We start from the raw sequence: 18,383 nt of genomic DNA, 5'->3' as shown, positions 1-18,383 counted from the left end.
TCCTAAGTCCAAAAAGTGAAATGTGCTCTTGTAAAAGCGGTTTATCAGTCTTCACTAACCCCTCTTCCCTGTCCCCTAACCCCTAGCTAAGAACCACCCCATCAACTCCCACCCGGCGGGAAATGCAAGGGGCGATTGGTCGGCGTTAGGCTCGCTATAGTGCTGATAATCATCCGGCGAAATTCCCGTCCCGCACGCCGCAAAGGGGACCGCCCCGTGGCTGTGTGTTTTTAACCGGATCGGCGTTGGATGATCCGGAGTGATGAGCAGGCGGTATGGCTGCCCGCTGGCCTTGAGCGCTGCATGCACGGGGGCGACAATATCCGCGTCTATCCGTTCCAGGGCCTCGATCTTGGCATCGGTTCGTCCTTCGTGGCTCGCCTCGTCGGTCGCCTCAATATGCACGCAGACGACGTCGTACTTCTTGAGTGCATCAATCGCATATCGCCCCTTGGCCGCATAGTCCGTATCCAAATACCCCGTCGCTCCCGGCACTTCGATCCGGTCCCACCCAATCAGCGCCGCCAACCCTCGCAATAAATCCACCGCCGTGATCATCGCCCCACTTTGCCCCCCGTATGCCTGGGCAAAAGGTGGCAGCGCGGGGGTCCGGCCCAACCCCCATAGCCAGACATTGGTCGCGGGGGGCTTGCCCGTGGCGAGCCGCGCGGCGTTGACCGGATGATTGGCAAAGACCTCGACACTGGCGCTCATCAGGTCGGTCAATACCCGGCTGCCGGGACCACGGGGAAAGTCATTTAAGACGCTTTTGTCAGTCAGATCGTGCGGCGGTGTCGTGCGGGTCTCCATGCTAAAGGGGGCTGGTTGCCGGTCGCCGCGATACAGCAGTAAATTACGATAACTCACCCCCGGCACAAATTCCCAGTCCGGCCCAAATTTATTGGCTTGCGCGGTATCGCTAGCCCCCGCGGGTTCCCCCGGCCCGGCGATTAAAGCCTTTTGTGCCGCTGCTAAAAGTTCGCGGGCCTCCTCGCTACTGATATGTCCCGCTGTAAAGCTTTGCATTGTTTGATCTTGCACCGTAACCAGATTGCACCGCACCGCCCAATCGTTTGGTCCGAGCTTGATTCCCTGGGCGGCGGCCTCCAGCGGCGCCCGTCCCGAAAAATAAACCAGCGGATCATAACCAAGGAGGCTCATGCAAGCGACGTCGGAACCGGCCGGGAGCGATGCGGGGACGTTGTTGGCACTGCCGACGACACCGCTGGCGGCGATGGCATCCATGGCCGGGATGCGGGCGGCCTGAAGTGGGGTTTGGCCATGGAGTTCGGGGCGCGGCTCATCGGCGGTGCCATCGGGAATGATAATGACGTATTTCATAGGGGAGTGATTTTAAAGGGATAAGATTTTGTCGCTATGACCTGTGATAAACCTATGAGGTATGGACTGAGCCACTAAGAGCACGGAGGAATTCACTGAGAAGAATGCTCAGAGTTGTAACCCAGGAATATTTATTTGAGCGTCTCCGCTATTGTTCTGCTTCTTTGGCTTTCTCTGTGAAACTCTCCACGTGCTCTGCGCCTCAGTGGCTTAGGTTCCACTTCTGGGCTTGGAATTCACACCAGCACGCGCATCCGCACAGGCTTGGCCTTGAGGCTGTTTAATTTACCGATCTCCGCGATCGCCGTGGAAATTGCCCCTTCGGTCGCCGTATGGGTCATGATGACCAACGGCACCACCCCCGCCGAGCCCGCGTCATGCTGGATGACACTGGCGATGGAAACTAGGTTTTTGCCCAAGATGGACGTAATTTCCGCCAAAACTCCCGGTTGGTCGGCCACGCTCAGCCGAATATAAAACCGTCCGGTCGCTTGGGCAAAGTCCACGGCCGAAATTGTCGCCTCTTGCTGCTTCCACAACTCCAACGTGTTAAACGTGATCTTGGCCCGGCCATTGACCATGTCGATCATATCGGCCAGGACCGCGCTCGCGGTCGGCATTTGTCCCGCCCCCAAACCATGAAATAACAGCCTTCCCACCGCGTCCCCTTCAACGGCGATGGCGTTATTAGCCCCGCGCACTTCAGCCAGCGGACTGCCAATTTTTACTAAGGTCGGCGAAACGTGAATTTCCAGCCGATTGCTGCGCAAATACGCCCCCGCCACCAGTTTGATCCGATATCCCAATTCGCGCGCGTAGGCCAGGTCCGCCACTTCCAGCGTATTAATGCCAGTCCGGGCGATTTTTCGCCAATCGATCCGTGCTCCGAACGCCAAATGCGCCAGGATAGCGATTTTTTGTGTGGCGTCGCTCCCATCCACATCCATCGTGGGGTCCGCCTCGGCAAAGCCCAGCTTTTGGGCCTCGGCCACGGCATCGGCATAGTTCGCGCCAGCTTCCTCCATTTGAGTCAGGATAAAATTGCTGGTGCCGTTGAGAATTCCCGTGAGGGACAGAATCTGATTCGCGCTTAGGCACTGGCTGACGTTGGTGATAATGGGGATTCCCCCCCCGACCGCCGCGTCAAAGGCGATCGACCGGCCCAACGCCCGGGCGCGGTCAAAAATTTCCGGCCCATGTTCGGCTAAAAGGGCTTTATTAGCGGTAACCACGTCTTTACCACTTTCAAGCAGCGCCAACATGATGGAACGCGCGGGTTCTAGGCCACCGACTAAATGCGCGACGACGGAGACCTCTGGATCGGCGGTGATTTTTTCCAGTTTTGTAGAAAGCACCCCCGCGGGCAAAGTGACGCTGCGGGGTTTTTCTCCATCGCTGACGACCACGTGCTTGAGCGTCAGTCGCTGGCCGGCGCGCTGGCCGATGCGCGGGGCTTCCTCGAGCAGCAATCGAGCCACGCCGCTGCCTACGGTTCCCATGCCCACCAGGGCCACAGCGGTCGACTTGGTCATGGCAAGTTGCTTACTGAAAAAGAGTTGCGGCAAAAATATGGATTCAATTGTCCCTATCCTAGTTTGCAGCGGCAAAATACGTCAAGGTGGCGGCATATTGGGCGTTTTTTGGGAAATGGGACGCAATTTTCAAAACCGTTCCCGACTGTTATGCTAAACCTGGTTGTCACTTTTCACGTACTTTTATTATTATTGCCAAGCCTTATGGATGCCGCCCCTTTCGAGTTTTTAGAACGCCTGCTGAACACGCCCAGCCCTTCGGGGTATGAGCAGCAAATACAAGCGGTGGTACGGGAGTATGCCCTTCCGTTTGCGGATGAAATTCGCACGGATTTGCATGGAAATGTCATTTTGGCCAAAAACCCCGCCGCGCCGCTGCGGGTGATGCTGGCGGGGCATTGCGACCAGATCGGCTTTTTGGTGCAGTATATTGATAACGAGGGTTACATTTACTTTCAGACCATTGGGGGCTGGGACCCGCAAAACCTGATCGGGCACCGCTTGACCATTTGGACCGAAAGCGGCCCTGTCCCGGGCATTATCGCCCGCAAAGCGATCCATTTGCTCACCGAGGAAGAACGCAAGCAAGTCGCCAAGCTTAAGGACTTGTGGATCGATATCGGGGCTAAGGACAAGGCCGAAACCGAATCCCTGGTTAAGGTCGGCGACCCCATCACCCTGCAACTGGGCCTGCAAAAAATGCGGGGAAACATCGCGAATTCTCCCGCAATGGATGATAAAACTGGCCTGTGGGTGGTGGTGGAAGCCCTCCGCCGGGCGGCCGCGCATCCGCTGAAAGTCGCGCTTTTTAGCGTGAGCACCGTGCAGGAGGAAATCGGCCTAAGGGGTGCGCAAACCGCCGCTTACAGCATCGACCCGCAGGTGGGGATTGCCGTGGATGTGACCCACGCGACAGACTGCCCCACGGTCGAGAAAAAGCAAGAAGGGGATGTGGCGATTGGCAAGGGACCGGTCGTGTTTCGCGGCCCCAACATGAATCATCAGGTGGTCCAGCGGCTGCTGGATGGCGCATTAAGGCGTGAAATTCCTATCCAGCGAGCGGGAATGGGGCGTGCTAGCCCGACCGACGCCAACGCGCTGCAAGTGAACAAAGCGGGCGTGGCGGCGGGGTTGGTCAGCATTCCCAACCGTTACATGCATAGCGCGGTTGAACTTGTATCGCTGGATGATCTGGACCGCGCGGCAGATTTGCTGGCGGAATTTGTACTGGGTCTGAACGGGGACGAGGATTTTACACCGTGACGTAGTTAATTACAAATTACGAATTGATAGAGAGCAGCAAGTAGGTCCTGCCAGCCTGGCAGGAATTCAATGTAGGTCCTGCCTGCCGTGCAGGACATGTTTGCATCCCCTCCGATCCCGCAGGGATCACAGCCCTTAGCCGGTGGTTGAGCGCAGCGATACCACCGGAAAGGGAGGAAAACTAACGTCAAACTAAATACTCTCCATCCTCTGCATCCCAGCGGGATGCTAGCCCTTAGCAGGTGGTTGAGCACGGTGATACCTCCGGATAGGGGAGAGGCGATTGATATTTTTTTAAGCGTGCTTTCCCCTCCGATCCCGCAGGGATCATAGCCCATAGCCGATGGTTGAGCGCAGCGATACCACCGGCTATGTGTTTGAATCCTTGCTGGATGAGATTCCAAGGCTTTAGATAATGGCAAAATCGCAATCTACTCATTTGCCCACACTTGATAGATACTGTGAGTAGACTCTACTTCTTGATTCCAGGCTTCACTCGTACCGGGCCAATCCTCGGGCTTTGAAGGCATTTCGCCATTCCCTTGACCATTGCGTCCCACACTCCAGATGATTCCTTCGTCAACTGAATACCCAAAAGGCCGATTGCTAAACGGATCGAGGGGAAGTTCCTTGAGTATTCCCATTTTAACCAATTCATCTAAGCGAATAGGACATCGCTTGAACCGCATGTCATGGATTTTGATCGCCGCGCGTAGAATCGCAACATTCAATTCTAACTCGGAATTGCGGATACCACCCCAAATAGGAACACTGAATTCCGCGGAATGAAATAAGATGAATTTACCTACCGCGTTGGGTACCTTGCCAATTTTTTGTATCAATTCCCTCGCTTTTTCCTCGGTCAAATTCGCTTGCAATTCGGGTTCTAATTGCAAGTAATTGTGTTTCGCTAGCACTTCAAGAATCTTATCGAGTGCGGTAATTTCGGTGCGCGGAGGCAAATCGAGGAACAAATCATATTCTTCAGGCCAGTCCAAGGCACCCGTATAATCTGGGGAGTGCTCCTGTTGCCATTGGTCGATAAGCATCCTGGTTAATTTGCAAGCCTCGCGCACTGTCGCGGGTTTATTGATGGGTGCCGCATGATTCTTAAAAAATTCCGCAAGCACCAGCAAATGTACGGCATAAGGCCGCATAAATTGGATCATTGATAATACCCTGTCATCGGATCGACTTTCATTATCCGACGGAGCGACAGGTACGCAACCAGTGTGGCTATTTGCAAAGGGGGAGTCTTTAATTGCCATCCTATACATCCCTAAGAGCGTGTCAGACACGTTATTGGAATGCGGTAGATATGCTATGAGACTGAGAATTGTCTCGCACAAGGTCTTCTTAAGATGGTTTATGGGCAGGGGAATTTTTGGCATTTCTAGCAATGATTTGAGTGCCCGTTCTAATTCTCTCAACGGTACTTCCGGTTGACGGACCAATACATGAATACCAGATATAGCGATCGTTCTCATACTGAGTGCTATCAAGTATTCTTCTCTCTTTCCTCCACCAGACAACATGAGTACCGAAAAATTTAAGCCGATTTCCCAAATTTCCCGGGCTTCCCGCCAACGATTTAAACGTACAGCCATTCGCAGGCGGCTACCTATTTTTAATATTGCCATTCGCAACTTAGAAAAAAAATCCATGTTCATTATGTTCTCAAAATCAACAAGATCGCAATGGTTAACATTCACATCAGAAATGTAGTCAGCGGTATTGATCGCCTCATTTAGACGAGTTAAAAATCGTTCGTTGGTAGACATCCATTCTTTGACAAGTGAAAAATCCTGATCATCCGGCCAAGGTAACGGTTCTAATTCCTGGGTTCCAAGGCGTTCATCTTCTTCCCATCCAAAATATTCACTGGATTCAGTTGGGGTAGACGTCTCAAATGCCGCTTTGATGCCATACCAACCATTTACTTTGGAGGCAGTGTGCGGCCAAACATATCGCAAATCCTCTGGCACCAGCTTTAGTAGCTCAACATACTCACGCTTGACCGCCACATAATCAATCTTGAGTGGGCATAACCCCAGTTTGCTTAGCTCGGGATGCGTTATGGAAATTGATTCCCCTGTTGTATCCGTTGTTGGCTTTAGGCCCGCCTGTTCCTCCCCAGGTTCTGAGGCCAGTAAGCCGCTCGCACCACCGATGATTGCCGCCCCGGCTGTGCAGCCAGCTTGGGCCAAAAACTCGCGACGGTCCCGTAGGTGATTGTCCGACCGGGACGGAGATTGCGACATGCTCGCCTCAAATGCCAAATGGTGTGCTGAAGTCTTCAAATACCGCTGTCACAAACATTTTAAAGGAAATCACCATTTGTCAGGAGTTGTAATTTGACTCAATTGACTCCCCCTGCCAAAACGGCACCCCGCCTGAATCAACCAGTTTTCCACAACGCGATATGCATTATTTAAAATGCATTAAACCATTACAGTCAATAGCCTTACATAATTTCATGGTTTCTTCGGCACATCGTTTGCACATTTAGCCCTCAAACACAGAAATGCTGCCAGTTTGACGGTCTACACCGACTTTCAAACAACTTTTTCGATACACCTGTCTCTTACGCCTTTCCTGGAGGATTGATCGTGGCGAAACAAATGGTTTTTGATGATGAGGCCCGCCTGCCGCTGCTTGCCGGGGCTTCCAAACTGGCCCGCGCTGTCCGCAGCACTCTTGGTCCCCGGGGCCGCAACGCCGTTCTGGACAAAGGTTGGGGCTCACCCAAGGTGACAAAGGATGGTGTCACCGTGGCAGAGGATATCGAACTGTCCGACCCGTATGAAAATCTGGGGGCACAGCTGATCAAGGAAGCTGCCAGTAAGACCAATGATGTCGCCGGTGATGGCACCACCACGGCTACCGTTTTGGCCGAGGCCATTTTTCGCGAAGGACTAAAAATGATCGCCGCCGGGGCCGACCCGATGGCTCTACAGCGCGGCATTACCAAGGCCGTGGTCGCTGTCAGTGAAGCCGTACTGAAAATGGCGACTCCAATCGATGATAAAAGCAAAAAAGAGATCATGCAGGTTGCCACAATTGCCGGCAACAACGACCCCACCATTGGCGAAGTTCTGGCCGACGCCTTCTTAAAGGTGGGCAAGGATGGCGTGATCACGATCGAAGAAGGCAAGCAAGCCGAAACGACCGTGGAAATCGTGGAAGGGATGCAGTTTGATCGCGGCTACCTCTCTCCCCACTTTGTGACCAACCAGGACGAACAGACTGTTGAACTGGAAAACGCCTACGTTTTGATTTACGAAGAAAAAATTTCCAATGCCAAGGCCCTGGTGCCCTTGCTGGAGGCCATCAGCAAATCCGGCAAGCCGCTGCTGATCATTGCCGAAGATGTCGAAGGGGAAGCTCTGGCGACACTGGTCGTTAATAAACTGCGCGGGATTCTGCAGGTCTGCGCCGTTAAGGCTCCCGGCTACGGCGACCGCCGCAAGGCTATCCTGGGCGATCTGGCCGTGCTAACCGGCGCGACCGCCATTTATAAGGACCTGGGCATTCAACTGGAATCAGTCAAGCTGACCGACCTGGGCCGGGCCAAAAAGTTCCATATCACCAGCGAAAACACCACTGTCATCAGCGGTGCTGGCAAAAAGGACGACATCGATGGGCGTGCCCAACAGATTCGCCAGGAAATCGAGAAGACCGACAGCGACTATGATCGCGAAAAGCTGCAGGAACGATTGGCCAAATTGGCCGGTGGTGTCGCCCAAATCAATTGCGGCGCGGCGACCGAGACCGAAATGAAGGAACGCAAGTACCTGCTGGAAGACGCCAAGTCCGCCACGCAGGCCGCGCTAGAGGAAGGGATTGTTCCTGGTGGCGGCGTGGCGCTCATTCGCTGCGAAAAGTCTCTCGACAAATTGAATCTGGAAGGGGATGAAGCCCACGGAGCCAAGATCATCCGCAATGTGCTGGACATGCCTCTGCGATGCATCGCCGACAATGCCGGCGTGGATGGCGCTGTGGTCGTGAACCGAGTGCGTCAGTTAAAGGACAAGAATGAAGGTTATGACGCCGACAAAGACGCCTACACCGACCTGATCAAGGCTGGCGTCATCGACCCCGCCAAGGTAGTTCGCACGGCCCTGCAAAACGCCGCTAGCGTCGCGGGACTTTTGCTCACCACCGAATCCCTGATTACCGAAGTCCCCTCCGAAGACAAAGGGGGTGGCGACCATGACCATCATGACCACGGCATGGGCGGAATGGGGGGCGGCATGGGAGGAATGGGTGGCATGGGCGGGATGGGTGGCATGGGCGGCATGATGTAAAGAAGGGATTAGGGGGCAGGGGTTAGGGAATAGAGAAGGCGCGAGTCCACGGTTTATACAACTCGGAAGGTAACGCCAGTCTGCACGGATAATACGACAAAATCAGCCGCCGGGATGCTAGCCACGGTTGATGCTGCTGAACCGGACGCTAGTGCGTATCGGTTTGTTACCAACATTTACAATTCACTTAACTTAACAGGAGAGTTTCACATGGCCAATTTGCGTTTACGTCCCCTTGATGATCGCGTTGTGGTCCAACCCATCGAAGCGGAAGAACGGACCGCGGGGGGCATCGTTCTGCCCGAGACCGCCAAGGAAAAGCCCCAGCGTGGCAAAGTGTTGTCCATCGGTCCCGGCAAACTGACCGACAGCGGCGACCGCGGCGCTCTTTCGGTGGCCGTGGGGGATGAGGTGATCTTTGGCAAGTATTCCGGCAGTGATGTCGAGATCGACGGCCAAGAAGTTAAAATCCTGCGCGAGACCGACATCCTGGCCAAGGTTTTGGCCTAATTAACTGGCTGTAATGGTCATTTTTCCACAAAATTCATAACTCCATTTCCATTAAGGACATACCCGTGCCGAAGCAGTTGTTATTTGATGATTCCGCCCGCGCTAAAATGCTCAAGGGCGTCGAAAAGCTGGCCCAGGCGGTCGCGGTGACGATGGGCCCGACTGGCCGCAACGTGATCATTTCCAAGTCTTTCGGCGGGCCGACCGTAACCAAGGACGGCGTAACCGTAAGCAAGGAAATTGAATTGGAAGACCGCTTTGAAAACATGGGGGCCAAGCTGGTCAACGAAGTCGCCAGCAAGACTAGCGATATCGCTGGCGATGGCACAACCACCGCGACCGTGCTGGCCCGCGCGATTTTTAAGGAAGGGACGCGGATGATTGCCGCTGGCTCAAATCCCATGGCGGTGCGGCGCGGCATCGAAAAGGCCGTGGATGCCGCCGTCGAAGCGCTCCAAAGCATGTCCAAGCCCGTTTCCAGTAAAGGGGAAATCAGCCAGGTCGGCGCGATCAGTGCCAATAGCGACAAGGCTATCGGCGACCTCTTGGCCGATGCCATGGAAAAAGTTGGCAAGGATGGCGTCATTACCGTCGAAGAAGGCAAAACGACCGAAACCACGCTGGAATTTGTCGAAGGGATGCAATTTGACAAAGGCTTTATCTCGCCGTACTTCATCAACAAGCCGGCCGAGATGGAATGCCAATTGGAAGACGCCTACATTTTGATCTTCGAAAAGAAAATCGCCAACCTCCGAGAATTGATTCCCATCCTGGAGCAAGTGGCCCAGACCGGCAAGCCGCTGCTCATCATTGCCGAGGATGTCGAGGGCGAAGCTCTCACCGCGCTCGTGGTGAATAAGCTGCGCGGCGTATTGAATATTTGTGCGGTCAAAGCGCCCGGCTTTGGCGATCGCCGCAAGGCCATGCTGGGGGATATCGCCACGCTGACCGGCGGCACGCTTATTAGCGAGGACCTGGGGATTCAACTGGAAAGCCTGACCGTCTCGCACCTGGGCCGGGCCAAGCAAATCATGGTTAACAAGAATGACACCACGATTGTCCAGGGTGCCGGCAAATCGGCCGACATCCAGGCCCGTATTCAGCAGATTCGCAATCAGATCGAACAGACCGACAGCGAATACGACAAGGAAAAGTACCAGGAACGCCTGGCCAAGTTGACCGGTGGCGTGGCCATTATCAAGGTTGGCGCCAGCAGCGAAGCCGACATGAAGCAAAAGAAAGCCCGCGTGGAAGACGCCCTCCATGCCACCCGCGCCGCCGTGGAAGAAGGCATTTTGCCCGGAGGGGGCGTGGCCCTGCTCCGATGCAACGAAGCCGTGACCAAGCTGCGCGATAAGCTCAAAGGGGACGAACGCGTGGGTGCGGACATCATCCTGCACGCGTTGGACGCCCCGATTTGCCAGATCGCTGATAACTGCGGCATTGATGGCAGCGTGATCGCCGACGAGGTCAGCCGCAAACCCACCAATACCGGCTATGACGCCTACGCGGGCGAGTATGTCGATATGTACAAGGCGGGCATTATCGATCCGGTCAAGGTCGTCCGTAGCGCCCTCAGCAATGCCGCCAGCATTAGCGCGCTCATGCTGACAACCGAGGCCCTGGTCACCAATATCGAGGATGAGGACAAGCATAAGCCCGGTGTCGAAGGCTCGGTCCGCTAAGTTCCCATCCTTAACAACTTGCCACAAGCCCAGGAGTACGTTGCTACTGCTGGGCTTGATTGGCATAATTAGCATAGTCCGTTGTCACAGTTATAGAGTACAGTTGCAAAGATCAGGTTTTTCCGCTTTAACAATAGGTTAAAGCGCTACTGTTATTTTTAAACTAAGTTTTAATCGAGCACTTGTTTAGCTTTACCGCAAGTTTGACATTGGCAGGGCGACAGTTGGCTGGGAGGACATGGAGTAGCGTGGGCTGGGCGAGGGGTTTGCCGTTAAACCACTTTGCGCCATGACACGCGGGTTTACAGGCGTGGTGAGCGCGAAATGATGCAGACCAAACGATGTTACTACGAAGTGCTGCAAGTCTCGCGCACGGCTAGCGTGGCCGAGATCACGGCATCTTACCGTAAGCTGGCCATCAAATATCACCCGGATAAAAATCCAGGCAACGAAGAGGCCGTGTTGCGCTTTAAGGAAGCCGCCGAAGCCTTTGAGATTCTTAGCGATGAACAAAAGCGGGCGCGGTATGACCGACACGGCCATGCGGGCGTCGAGGGGCAATCGCATCAGTTTCATGATATTAACGAAATCTTTTCCGCCTTTGGGGAGTTGTTTGGCGGCGGGGGATTTGGGGATTTATTTGGCGGTCGGGGGGGGCGGCGGGTGCGCAAGGGGGGGGATATCGGGACGGAAGTCACGATTGACCTCTTGGAAGCGGCCAAAGGATGCAAAAAGACATTACGTTTTGAACGGCACCAAAAGTGCGAAACCTGTGCCGGCAGCGGGGCCAAGGACGCCAGCAAAAAGCAGCAATGCCAATACTGCGGCGGCCGGGGCCAGGTGGTCCAGGCGACGGGCATTTTTCGCGTGCAGACCACTTGTCCGGTCTGTACCGGCAGCGGCAGCGTGATCAAGGACCCCTGTAATAAGTGCCGGGGAAATGGCTACGTCCCCCGCACGGTGGAACTGGACCTGGATATTCCCCCGGGTATCGACGATGGCATGCGGATGCGCCTCAGTGGAGAAGGCGAACCTAGTCCCGAGGGAGGGCCGCCCGGCGACTGCTATTGTCTGGTGCATGTGACGGAGCATCCGCTCTTTCAGCGTGATGGTCAAACACTGATTTGCCAGGTGCCTATTACCTATTCACAGGCCGCGCTGGGGTCAACGATCCAGGTTCCCACCCTGGATGGCCCCCACGAGCTCGAAATACCCGCCGGCACCCAGCCGGGCGATGTGTTTAAACTACGGGGCAAGGGTCTGCGTGACCCGCGTGGCCGCGGGGCGGGAGACCAACTAGTGCAGGTCATCCTGGAAGTCCCTAAAAAACTGAACGCCAAAACGCGGCAACTGCTAGAGCAACTAGCCGCCGAGGATCATGTGAATGTCAGTCCCAAGCGCAAAACGTTTTTTCAGCAATTGACGGAGTTTTTTGTGCCGATCGAGAATCCTCCCGCCGGAGAATAGCTTGCTTGCTTTTCGCTGGATGATCGACGGCAGTAATCCCTCCCACGATATAATTATTTTCACCTGCGAGACGCGCGATGTCTGAACCTGCCTCCCCTACGCAACATCCCGTTGATATTGACGATCTCTCCGCCGAATTGCTGAATGATCCGGCGCAATTGGCCGATCAACTGCGGCAAATGCGGGATCGCTGGTTACGCTCCCAGGCCGAACTGGACAATTATCGCAAACGCGTCGAACGCGAACGCGCCGACGAGTATCGCTACCGCGAAGTTCCCCTGCTAATGGACCTCTTGCCGGTGCTGGACAACGCCGAACGGGCCATTGACGCCGCCGCAAAGACCAGCGACGCGGCCAGCCTGCTCACCGGCTACCAAATGCTGCGCCAGCAGTTGCATTCCGTCCTGCAAAAGCATGGGTGTGAAAGCATCGCCGCGGCGGGGGAGCCGTTTGACCCAAATTTTCATCAGGCGATCATGCAGCAGCCTAGCGGCGACGTTCCCGAAAACACGGTCCTGCAAGTGGCTCAGGCGGGGTACAAGGTGCATGACCGCGTGATTCGTCCGGTTCAGGTGATTGTTTCTAAAAATCCCGAATAACTTATGCCCACCTACGATTACGTTTGCGACGCGTGCGAGCACGCCTTTGAGCATTTCCAGGGGATTAACGACCCGCTCTTGACCAAGTGCCCCGAATGCGGCAAGAAAAAGCTGCGGCGGCTATTTGGCACGGGGGCCGCGCTCATGTTCAAAGGCTCTGGCTTTTACATTACCGACTATCGCAGCGACAGTTACAAGGCTGGAGCCGCGAACGAAAAAAAGCAAAGCGAGAGCGGATCCAGCGAGAAAAGTTCTGGCGAAAAAGGGACGACTGATAAAGGTGGTAGTGAAAAGGGGGGCACTGACAAAAGCAGCTCTGAAAAAAGCGGTTCTGAAAAATCCTCCGGCGGCGCAACAAAACGCGGCGCTAGCGGCGGTGAGAGCACTGGCGGAGGCTCCCGCGGGGATTCTTCCGGCGGAAAATCGGGCAAAGCCAAAAAGTGATCCCGTTGAAAGCGTATTACCCCGGATTACTCTTCTAGCTGTATCTTTGGCGGGCGGAAATCATGATATGCCCCACCTGCGAACACGAATTTGCTCCACCCACCGAGGTAGCGGCCCAAGCGGTGCTGCCGTTTTGCTCGCTAAGGTGTAAACAAGCGGACCTGGGCCGATGGCTGGGTGAGCGGCACGCCGTCCCGGCAAAAAAATCCGCGGACACTGATGAAGAATCGTACGAGGAACAGGCTGAATGATTGTAGGAGGCAACTCCGTTGCCGATTTGATATTTGGTTGCTGGTTTTTTTGTAAGCCGCGAAGCGCGGGTGGCCAAAAGACGTATGAATGTATTTAGCACGGAGTCACGGAGGAGAGGCGGAGGTTCACGGAGCCGAACAGGTAATTGGCTGATAGAATTTGGTAGACGCTAGGCATGCACAAAGCCGCCGATGGTATCGGCGGTATGCAGGCGTGGAGAGTGGATGTTTACTCCTAAAGTGGCTTCTTGTATTTGTAGTTTGTCGCGACGCGCAGCGGAGCGCTGTGCCTAAAGAAGTACATTTATCGCGGAGGGATGGAGAAGACCTGGTGCGGGCTTCAGCCCTCAACCCAAGGGACTGGCGGATGGTTTGTTTTCGGCCGAAGCGGATGAGTCGGGCCTTTGGCCCTTCCATTTTAGAATTCCCATTTTCCTAGGGCGACGCTGCGCTTGCCCTAGGCTGGGATAGGTTGGGCCTTTGGCCCACAAAGGTTTAACCGCCTTGGCCCACACAGGCCTGGGCAACAAAAAATCTTCGCATTTTGCGTAACATAAAAGAGGTTATTAGTACAGTGCTTTACTGAGAAGACAATCTGTAGGAGGCAACTCCGTTGCCGATTTGGCATTTGGTTGCTGATTTTTGGTATTTGGTTAATTCGCCCTCCTACCGCGCAACGATTGCAACACTTAGCCCTGAATTGGATCGCAGCGACTACCCGGGGGATAACCCCCTTTCCCATCTAGCCGCGCAGCGGCGGCAGGATTCTAGCCGGGGGTGCAAACCCCCGGTTTACAATGGATTTGATGCCTAGCCGAGTAGCGGCGATGTTCTTGTGGAATTAGACGATGGGCACTATTTGTAATCCCACCTTCACTGTTTGACTTAACGTTTTGGCAAACACTGTCGGAACGACAGTGGCACCCAAGCTAGTTGATAATTGAAGCATTTGGGTGCAAGGAACTGGAATCGGCAAAAGTAGGGTTAAACCACTTGAAAATAAAAGCTACGATAACGCTAGGCCGCTGTCACCGGCAGGCCCCACCCCGCTAATTGCGTCACTCCTCCTGCGCCACGTACTCTATTCTAGGGACTTTATCAAAAAAGAGGCCCACTCCATCATTTTCAAGGCGACTTTTGAGTTTACCGCTGCAAATGACCTTGTTGATGTCCCGAATGTAAAGAATTTGGCACTGGAGGCGGCTAATATCCACGCACATCTCGTTTGGCAACACCGTGCCACGAAAGCTTGTGACATCCACTTCACCCGCTCGGCCTTGAATTTGGATATTGGCTTTGTGATACGCTTCATCAAGATTAACCGCCAAATGGTTGTATGTCCCAGTCACTTTAATCAGGCAATTGTTTGAACAACCGCCTAAAAGCAAATAAAGTTTTTCGCGGCCATAAATTGTTAGTTTTGGTTGATTCGTAACGATAGATGATTGAATGTATGCACCGACAGGGAGCGTAATCTTGTTACCCTTGCCAAATACTAATTGACAGTCTCTTATGTCGAGTTTACTCGTGCCATGCAGGTTAGGAGAGTAATCATCCATGTTAATTCTGAATGACTTTATGCTCAATTCGTTTACTTTAAACGTTATTCCCTTTAGCAGTAAGTCTCTTGAGCTAGTCTTGTTTGAAGCTAGCTGGCTACTAGTGTCACACAAAATACTCAAACTACCGATCTCGCCTATACCTGATATTTTATGGTAAATTTGCAGCAGGTCCGCATCACTAATGTTTTCCGGAACTTCTATATTAATACTTACGATATCCGTGTAAAGCTTATCATAAAAGAAATCAAGAAGCAGTGCTTGGTTTCTAGCGGAATCCATACTTGCATAGCAGCGTTTTACATATTTGCTCTTTTCCAACCAGTGGATTGCGTTATGCCTATTAATCGGCGGCAAATAGTAGAAGTTTAATATTGCTGCTACTCCTATAAAGAGTAGCAGCATCGTGCGTAGTGAATATCGCTGGAAAAAGGATGGAAATCGCATGTAAATTTCCCTCCTTACCCCTTACTCCCCTTCCTTGCCCAGCAGCAGATGAAACAACCCCCCGCCCCCACCGCCGCCGCTGTTAAGCTGCACATTGGCGTTCAGCACCTTGCCAATGTACGACTGCACCTCGGTCAGGTGGGCCAGCGTGTAAGAGTCCAGCTTGGGATTGGCCGCCAGATTTTTGGTCAGTCGCTCGTTCAGGTTCTTTAGCTCGAGCTGGGCCAGGCTGCGGCAATCGTTGGGGGCGTCGGTCTGGCCGAGCGCGATCTTGGTCAGCCGGTCCAGGTACTGCCGTTGTAGGTTCCGCCGCAGGCTGCTAATGGCGGGCTTGCGGTCGGTAAATTCGCCATCGGGAAGCTTGTCGACTTCACTAAAGATCGAGCTTGTCAGCTTTTTCAGCAGTTCCGCCACGGTGAAGGCGTCTTCGTCCCGCGAAATTCGCAATTCCGAATCATACAGCCGTTCCAGCGTTAAGGGCGATAGCAACTGGCTAAGGATCCGTTCTTGCCACATCGCCACCGTGTCATGGATGGCCAGTTCGGTCCGTAGCGGCGTGGACGTGCCCCAGTGGCTCCAGCGGGTAGAGGCCAAGTAGTTATAAAGCACCGGGGGGAACGAGAACGGCTTGTCGCTAAAGACCTGCTCGTCCAGCATTTTTAGCGTTTCCCGCTGCTTGTTGGCATCCACCACCACAAATGGCGCGGGGGCGTCTTTGTCACCCTTGTGGCCGCGGTGCACGTACAACCCGCCGATATTGCGGCTGGCCATGAACATCGCCATGCCATATTTTGACAGCAACATCCCGAATGTTTGCCGCGCTTTTTGGTACCCCTCACCTTCAGGGACCATCCGTTCGACGACCCCTTCCCACAAGCCGCTGATTAATTTGGCCTGGTTTTGGGCGTATTCCAACGGGTCCTTCCCCAGGTCAAACCGGTTGCTGAGCGGATCGGGATCGACGCCGCGGGTGTCTTCATCGGTGGAATAGGCCAGTGCTGGCTCGCCACTGCGGGCGGCGATCTTTTTTAACTCCGGCAGTTCCCCCTCGGGCGAGTTACCACTGACCGGCTTGTAGCCATATTCAATCGCCCACATGTCGTAGGGCCCGATGGTCGTGGAGTAAAAATCCCCTTGCTTGGCGTCCTTTTGGGCGATGTTGACCGGGGCATAATCCATGACGGAGGCGGTTAGGCCGGTCTCGCTGGTCTTGGACGTGTCGTGCAAATCGGCCAGCGAATAAACGGTGCTGGATTTAAAGTTGTGCCGCAAGCCGAGTGTATGGCCGACTTCGTGCATGGTGATTTCCTTAATCCCTTGCATCATCAGCTTTTCCTTTTCGGCTTCGGCCAGGGCAGGATCCTTGGCAAAGAGCATCGCCCCGCCAAAAGCCATATCCATTCCGCGGCCATAACTCAGTTGGCAATCCTGGCAGTTGCTCAGATGATCTAGCCCCTTGCGCTGCTTCATGAACAATTGATAGCCCCGCAGGTCATTCGGGCCGCCGGTCATGGCGGCGATGGATTCGGGCGTAAAGGTTTCGTATTCGCGCTTCCACGATTGCAAAAAGTCCGCGTCAAAGATGATGTCCGCATCCAGGATTTGTCCCGTTAGCGGATTGACCCGAGAGGGACCCATGGCAAAGCCATTGCTCGAGGTGATCCAGCGGAAGGTGTTGTAGTTGATATCCTCTGGCTCCCAATCGGCATTGTCGGGTTGCTGGCGAACCTCGACCGCGTTATAAAAGCCCGCTTTTTCAAAGGCTTTGTTCCATTCCAAAATGCCGTCGCGGATTGGCTTGCGAAACTTATAAGGGATGGTCTTTTCCAGCCAAAAGATGATCGGCTTTTTAGGTGGAGAAATGTCCGCCCCAGGGTCGGCTTTTTGCAGGTCCCAGCGATTCACATAGCGGATAAATCGATCTTCCTCATTCTTGTGCGAGTAATCCTTTTGCACGGTAAGGAAGTAGCCCACGCGGTCATCGGCCAGGCGGGGGCGATAACCTGTACTGGGAAGGACGCTAATCGAATAATGCACATGGATCGTCACGCCGCGGCTGTCGGCGACAGTATCGATTTCTTGGTTTCCGCCGGAGGCATACGTGGCTGCAACCTGCAATTCCACATTATCGGGGTAACTTTTGACGAGTGCCCAATTGGATTTATTCGCGGCAAAGGCAAATCCCGGTAGAACCATGCTGATCTGGGGGAAATCGCTCATAAAGACGGGCGTCAGGTCGACCACGGGCGCTCCCGAAGGGGCCATCGTGGCGATGGGCAGGCTAAACAGCACGCTATCAGTATAGGCATGGCCGACGGCGTTTTTCTCGGGACTGTTGGCATCCGCGGTAAAGCGGACATTCCGCCGAATGATGCGGATCGTGTCGTCCACCTTGCGAAATTGCAAAACCGAATCATCACCAAAGCTCCAACTCATCCCGCCGAGAAGCGGTTGCTGGCCGATCCCTTTGGCAATGGAGATGACCATGATCAGGTCTTTGTTAAGCATACCGCCGGGAATTTCGGCAAAGAGTTGGTTCTCCCGTTTGTACAGCGTGAGGAGCCCGCTGATTTTCTTGGCGTCTTTGATAACATTGCCAAAGGGGGGATATTTGGGCTTGTCACCGTCTCCGTCGCTTCCTTTGGCATCATCGCTGGAATCATCATCCCCCGCTTTGATCGTGTTTAGATCGGGCTTGGCAGTGGTGGCAGGGGATGTCGGCGGGGTGGCGGGTGAAACCGCAGGGGCGGGAGCTGGCGAAGGATTGTCCGCCACGGCATAAGTGGCCGGCAAAATGCCTGCAAGACCAAAGATCAATGCCCCTACCGCCAGCGTGGACCGCCAGCGAAAATTTTGCGATGGGGCGAAATTGCCCCAGGTGTTGAAAACGTTCTGGCCCTGCTGCCAAGATTGCCACAAGCGAAAGTCCATATCGTATCCGTGTGCAAAAAAGTGGGATGAAAGTTCGAAAGAGGTGT

The 18,383-nt window shown here is 54.3% G+C and carries 13 protein-coding genes; 8 read left to right on the top strand and 5 right to left on the bottom strand.

The window, feature by feature from the left end:
• Positions 1–75 precede the first annotated feature (75 nt).
• Both SFX18_08240 and SFX18_08235 read right to left on the bottom strand, forming a co-directional pair.
• Complete coding sequence (locus SFX18_08240) at positions 76–1,341, bottom strand: cofactor-independent phosphoglycerate mutase (GenBank protein ID MDX1963128.1); 1,266 nt, start codon at positions 1,339–1,341, stop codon at positions 76–78.
• Between the two features lie 236 nt (positions 1,342–1,577).
• Entirely contained in the window at positions 1,578–2,873 is a 1,296-nt protein-coding gene (locus tag SFX18_08235) for a homoserine dehydrogenase (protein MDX1963127.1), read from the bottom strand.
• Positions 2,874–3,077: 204 nt separating this feature from the next.
• On the opposite strand from SFX18_08235, the gene SFX18_08230 reads away from it, so the two are divergent.
• The gene (locus SFX18_08230) at positions 3,078–4,136 is read left to right on the top strand and encodes a M42 family metallopeptidase (GenBank protein MDX1963126.1); all 1,059 of its coding nucleotides are present in this window, start codon (positions 3,078–3,080) and stop codon (positions 4,134–4,136) included.
• A gap of 431 nt (positions 4,137–4,567) precedes the next feature.
• On the opposite strand, the gene SFX18_08225 is transcribed toward SFX18_08230, so the two are convergent.
• Entirely contained in the window at positions 4,568–6,397 is a 1,830-nt protein-coding gene (locus SFX18_08225) for a hypothetical protein (GenBank protein MDX1963125.1), read from the bottom strand.
• Between the two features lie 360 nt (positions 6,398–6,757).
• Here SFX18_08225 and groL (SFX18_08220) point away from each other — a divergent pair, with 360 nt between their 5' ends.
• The 7 genes from groL (SFX18_08220) to yacG all read left to right on the top strand — a co-directional run bounded on the left by groL (SFX18_08220) (position 6,758) and on the right by yacG (position 13,399).
• Entirely contained in the window at positions 6,758–8,443 is a 1,686-nt protein-coding gene (groL, locus tag SFX18_08220; GenBank protein ID MDX1963124.1) for a chaperonin GroEL, read from the top strand.
• A gap of 210 nt (positions 8,444–8,653) precedes the next feature.
• The gene (gene groES / locus SFX18_08215) at positions 8,654–8,953 is read left to right on the top strand and encodes a co-chaperone GroES (GenBank protein ID MDX1963123.1); all 300 of its coding nucleotides are present in this window, start codon (positions 8,654–8,656) and stop codon (positions 8,951–8,953) included.
• A gap of 65 nt (positions 8,954–9,018) precedes the next feature.
• Complete coding sequence (groL, locus tag SFX18_08210) at positions 9,019–10,638, top strand: chaperonin GroEL (protein ID MDX1963122.1); 1,620 nt, start codon at positions 9,019–9,021, stop codon at positions 10,636–10,638.
• Between the two features lie 327 nt (positions 10,639–10,965).
• Positions 10,966–12,105 (top strand): molecular chaperone DnaJ, encoded by a 1,140-nt coding sequence (gene dnaJ, locus SFX18_08205; protein ID MDX1963121.1) that lies wholly within the window; start codon positions 10,966–10,968, stop codon positions 12,103–12,105.
• A 77-nt stretch (positions 12,106–12,182) separates the two neighbouring features.
• Positions 12,183–12,704 (top strand): nucleotide exchange factor GrpE, encoded by a 522-nt coding sequence (gene grpE / locus SFX18_08200; protein MDX1963120.1) that lies wholly within the window; start codon positions 12,183–12,185, stop codon positions 12,702–12,704.
• A gap of 3 nt (positions 12,705–12,707) precedes the next feature.
• Positions 12,708–13,148 carry a zinc ribbon domain-containing protein gene (locus SFX18_08195; protein ID MDX1963119.1) on the top strand — a complete coding sequence of 147 codons (441 nt, stop codon included), beginning with the start codon at positions 12,708–12,710 and terminating at the stop codon, positions 13,146–13,148.
• A gap of 62 nt (positions 13,149–13,210) precedes the next feature.
• Positions 13,211–13,399: a DNA gyrase inhibitor YacG gene (gene yacG, locus SFX18_08190; GenBank protein ID MDX1963118.1), complete on the top strand. Its 189-nt coding sequence runs from the start codon at positions 13,211–13,213 to the stop codon at positions 13,397–13,399.
• A gap of 1,058 nt (positions 13,400–14,457) precedes the next feature.
• Here yacG and SFX18_08185 read toward each other — a convergent pair.
• Positions 14,458–15,405, bottom strand: a complete 948-nt coding sequence (locus SFX18_08185) for a hypothetical protein (GenBank protein ID MDX1963117.1) — start codon at positions 15,403–15,405, stop codon at positions 14,458–14,460.
• 21 nt (positions 15,406–15,426) lie between these two features.
• Complete coding sequence (locus SFX18_08180; GenBank protein ID MDX1963116.1) at positions 15,427–18,336, bottom strand: zinc-dependent metalloprotease; 2,910 nt, start codon at positions 18,334–18,336, stop codon at positions 15,427–15,429.
• Positions 18,337–18,383: the final 47 nt, after the last annotated feature.

It is taken from the genome of Pirellulales bacterium (genome assembly GCA_033762255.1).
In the GTDB taxonomy this organism is placed as follows: domain Bacteria; phylum Planctomycetota; class Planctomycetia; order Pirellulales; family JALHPA01; genus JANRLT01.
Note: the sequence above shows the minus strand (reverse complement) of the source record. Positions and strands in the feature narration are given on the sequence as shown.

What these genes read in the sequence shown, in the direction of transcription:
- yacG (MDX1963118.1), top strand. Translation starts at nt 13,211, where the DNA reads ATGATATGCCCCACCTGCGAACACGAATTTGCTCCACCCACCGAGGTA.
- groES (MDX1963123.1), top strand. Translation starts at nt 8,654, where the DNA reads ATGGCCAATTTGCGTTTACGTCCCCTTGATGATCGCGTTGTGGTCCAA.
- SFX18_08240 (MDX1963128.1), bottom strand. Translation starts at nt 1,341, where the DNA reads ATGAAATACGTCATTATCATTCCCGATGGCACCGCCGATGAGCCGCGC.
- SFX18_08180 (MDX1963116.1), bottom strand. Translation starts at nt 18,336, where the DNA reads ATGGACTTTCGCTTGTGGCAATCTTGGCAGCAGGGCCAGAACGTTTTC.
- SFX18_08225 (MDX1963125.1), bottom strand. Translation starts at nt 6,397, where the DNA reads ATGTCGCAATCTCCGTCCCGGTCGGACAATCACCTACGGGACCGTCGC.
- grpE (MDX1963120.1), top strand. Translation starts at nt 12,183, where the DNA reads ATGTCTGAACCTGCCTCCCCTACGCAACATCCCGTTGATATTGACGAT.
- dnaJ (MDX1963121.1), top strand. Translation starts at nt 10,966, where the DNA reads ATGCAGACCAAACGATGTTACTACGAAGTGCTGCAAGTCTCGCGCACG.
- SFX18_08230 (MDX1963126.1), top strand. Translation starts at nt 3,078, where the DNA reads ATGGATGCCGCCCCTTTCGAGTTTTTAGAACGCCTGCTGAACACGCCC.
- SFX18_08185 (MDX1963117.1), bottom strand. Translation starts at nt 15,405, where the DNA reads ATGCGATTTCCATCCTTTTTCCAGCGATATTCACTACGCACGATGCTG.
- groL (MDX1963124.1), top strand. Translation starts at nt 6,758, where the DNA reads ATGGTTTTTGATGATGAGGCCCGCCTGCCGCTGCTTGCCGGGGCTTCC.
- SFX18_08235 (MDX1963127.1), bottom strand. Translation starts at nt 2,873, where the DNA reads ATGACCAAGTCGACCGCTGTGGCCCTGGTGGGCATGGGAACCGTAGGC.
- SFX18_08195 (MDX1963119.1), top strand. Translation starts at nt 12,708, where the DNA reads ATGCCCACCTACGATTACGTTTGCGACGCGTGCGAGCACGCCTTTGAG.